Source organism: uncultured Lamprocystis sp., assembly GCF_903933125.1.
In the GTDB taxonomy this organism is placed as follows: Bacteria; Pseudomonadota; Gammaproteobacteria; order Chromatiales; family Chromatiaceae; genus Thiodictyon.
The window spans coordinates 1-3,248 of record NZ_CAIZIZ010000573.1 but is presented as its reverse complement, the minus strand read 5'-3'; the positions used below and the strand labels follow the sequence as shown (position 1 = coordinate 3,248).

At 66.7% G+C, this 3,248-nt stretch carries 2 protein-coding genes; both read right to left on the bottom strand.

Going from position 1 to position 3,248, the window contains the following annotated elements:
* Positions 1-408 precede the first annotated feature (408 nt).
* A complete protein-coding gene (locus QZY03_RS31040; protein WP_295588119.1) occupies positions 409-2,655 on the bottom strand; it encodes a TonB-dependent receptor in 2,247 nt (748 codons plus the stop codon).
* A gap of 5 nt (positions 2,656-2,660) precedes the next feature.
* Positions 2,661-3,077, bottom strand: a complete 417-nt coding sequence (locus QZY03_RS31035; protein ID WP_295588117.1) for a DUF779 domain-containing protein — start codon at positions 3,075-3,077, stop codon at positions 2,661-2,663.
* Positions 3,078-3,248 lie beyond the last annotated feature (171 nt).

Genomic DNA, 3,248 nt, shown 5'->3' with positions numbered 1-3,248 from the left:
GGTCCCTGACACCGAGCGGCGCGCCTTATCCACCCTACAGCGGGGCCGGTTCTGTAGGGTGGATAAGCGCAGCGCATCCACCATTGGCCTCGCTGCCGACACGCTGTTGGCGGCGGCCACCCAAATTTGGAACTGCTGCGCTGCCGGTGACGGGGACGGATAAGCCGTAGGGTGCGGTGAGGTACGGACACTGGTGGCGAATTCGCTAACCTACTGAAACCCAGCGCCTCCAGATCCTGCTATCAAGGAGTTACGGGCTCTCTGGGCATTTCGCCACCAGTGTCAGGTACGAACCGCGCCCCGCCTGCGCTTGGTGCGGTTCGTGCCTCACCGCACCCTACATCATCAACCCGGCGTGGGAACTGCGGGGGCGGTGGTCCGCGCAGCGGTCGGTCCGCGCAGCGGACCCTACCAGAGATAAGCCAGCGTGATCCCGACCAGATAATTGACTCCGGGCGCCGGATAGTAATAGCGCTCATTGGCGTCATTGACGTTGACCGCGCCGTTGTAGTCCTCGTCGAACAGGTTATTGATACGCGCGAACTCGCGGAGTTCAAAGCGGCCGCGGGTCTGCTTGAAGCCCCCGCGTACGCCGAAGGTCCAATAGGCGCCGGAGGTCTCTGTATTGACGTCGTTGACATAGACCCGGCCCTGTCCATAGACGTCCACCGCCGCGGTGAAGCCCCAGGGGTCATAGGCATAGGACAGCTCGCCGAAGAGGTTGAATGGAGCGACTCCGGGCAGTTGATTGCCGGCCGGCACGCGCGCCACATTCAGCAATGGGTCCAGGGTCCGGCAGGGGATCCCGATACAACCGAGGTAGCTCCCCGTGATTTGCGCGTCCAGATAGGTGGCCGCCAGGGTGCCGGCGAAACCATGGCCCAGATCGCCCTCGAGCAATAATTCGACCCCGCGCCGCCGCGACGACGGCGTGTTCTGATAGGTGGTGCGCCCGCCCTGGCTGGTGGCCACGGTCAGTTCGTTCTGGCTGTCGATCTGGAACAGGGACAGATTGAGCCGGGCCGCGGTACCGATCAGCAGTTTGGCGCCGATCTCGTAGTGCCAACTGGTCGCCGCCTCCAGGGCAAAGTTGAGCCCGGAGCCGCCGTCGGGCCGATAGGCCAACTCGGGGAAGGTGGGCGTCTCGAAGGTCTTGCCGACGTTGGCATAGAGATTGGCCTCGGGAGTCAAGGCGAAGACCAGCCCCAGGGCCGGGGTCCAGGCCGCGTAGGTCTGATTGCCACTGTCGTCCGGGTTGAAGTTGGCGGCCGTGATGCCGGTGGTCGACCCGCTGCAGGTGCCCGGCCGGGCGCCGGGTGCGGTCACTTGGCTGACGGTGCAAATGAAGCGGTCGTCCGAATCGAAATGAACGTCCGTGTAGCGCAGCCCCAGGTTCAGGGTCCAGCGGTCGGTCGGCCGCCACTCGGCCTGGACAAAGCCTCCCCAACTGGTGACACCGTCCACCTCGTCACGTTTGAGCGCGGCCTGCTCGCCCAGGAGGTTGAAATAGCCCTTGCGGTCGTCCGAGGCGCTTTCGTATTCCCCGCCCAGGGTGAAGGTCAAAGGCCTCCCGGCCAGCGCCGTTTCATGGCTCCACCAGAGGTTGCCCCCGAAGAACCGGCGCTCGAAGGTGCTCACGCCGCCGGAGGCGGTGATGGCGTTCTGGTTGGTCAGCGGCACGGCGAGGAATTGCTGGTTGCTGCGGGTCCCCAGATAGGCGGTGGCATGCAACTGGTCCTGGTCGGTGAGGGGCTGTTCGAGTTGTAAGCCCCCTTGCATGTTCTCCAGGGTGCGGCGCGTCTGGAATTGGAGCGCGGCGGGTTGGGCCTGGCGCCGATCGGCTTGCACCTGGGCGGCGGTGAGGCCCAAGGGGTCCTCGCTGTCCGGCAGATTCAGCGCATTGGCCACCAGGGTCAGGGTGCCGCCGTGTGCCAGGTCCAGGCGGAATTTGGCATTGGCCTGGTCTTTCTGCGCATGGCTCCACTCGCGGTAGCCGTCGGTCTCCATACGGTAGGTGTCGAGCACCGTGTTGAGCGTCCCGAACTGGCCGCCGAATTTCAGTCCGGCCACCCAGGCGCCGTAGCTCCCGGCCATGAGGCGTGCGGTCAGGGTCGGGGTCTCTGGTCCGTCCTCGGTGAAGAGTTGGACGACCCCGCCCGAGTGGTTGCCGTAGAGTGCGGAGAAGCCCCCGCGCATGACCTCGATCGACTGTGCGGACCCCAGGTCGAAGAGCCCCGGCCCGCCCTGTCCGTCCGGGGTGCTTGCGGGGATGCCGTCCGCCACCAACTTGATTCCGCGGGTTCCGAACTGGGACTGGGCACCGAACCCGCGCAGTTGGATCTGCTCCTCCTGGGCAAAGGTTCCGCGGTTCGACACCGCGGTGCCCGGCACCCGCGGCAGGACCTCCGACACCAGGACCCGGCGCGTCTGGTCCTGGATGACAGGCTTGCTCAGCGTGTCGATGGCCACCGGCAGGTCCCGGTTGTTCTCCCCGGTGCGGGTGGCGGTCACCACCACCGGGTCCAAGGTGGACACCGCACTGTCTTCGGACACATCGTCAATCCCGGCGGCGGGCGGCTCGGCGGTCGCGGTCTGCGCCCAGGCGGAGCCGAGGGTCAGCGCCGCCAGCAGTCCCCAGCGTTGGATCGGCCGCATCGCGGTCAACCCCCCGGCTGGCCGAAGGTCCAACCCGCCCCCGGCGCACCCACCGGCGTGAGGGTCGCGGCCTCGGCGTCGGTGAAGAGCCGCGAGCGGGTGTGGAAGCGGACCTCGCGGCCGTTCTCAAGCGAAAACATGCCGCCGCGGCCGGGGACGACGTCGATGATCAACTGGGTGTGGCGCCAGACCTCGAACTGGGGTCCGCTCATGTAGAAGGGGGCGCCCGCGATCTCACCGAGCAGGATGTCCTGGTCGCCGATCAGAAAGTCGCCCTGGGCGAAGCACATGGGGGACGAGCCGTCGCAGCAGCCGCCGGATTGGTGAAAGAGCAGCGGGCCGTGCTCGGCGCGCAGTGCTTCGATCAGGCGCTCGGCGGATTCGGTGGCGATGACACGGGCAACGGCGGTGAGCTCGCTCATGGTTCGTCTCTCTGGTGCTCGAAGGCGGGACGGATGACGCGGCGCGGAATGCGCAACCGCATGCGGTCAGTTCAATCACGCGACGGGCCATGATCGTCGTTTCGGCCAGCGCGCGGGCGTCGCGCACTGGGGGCTTTAGCCATGAACCTCGTGGGAGCGGCGTGCCGCCGC

Excerpts from the sequence above, each read along its gene's own strand:
- QZY03_RS31035 (WP_295588117.1), bottom strand. The coding sequence starts at position 3,077 with ATGAGCGAGCTCACCGCCGTTGCCCGTGTCATCGCCACCGAATCCGCC.
- QZY03_RS31040 (WP_295588119.1), bottom strand. The coding sequence starts at position 2,655 with ATGCGGCCGATCCAACGCTGGGGACTGCTGGCGGCGCTGACCCTCGGC.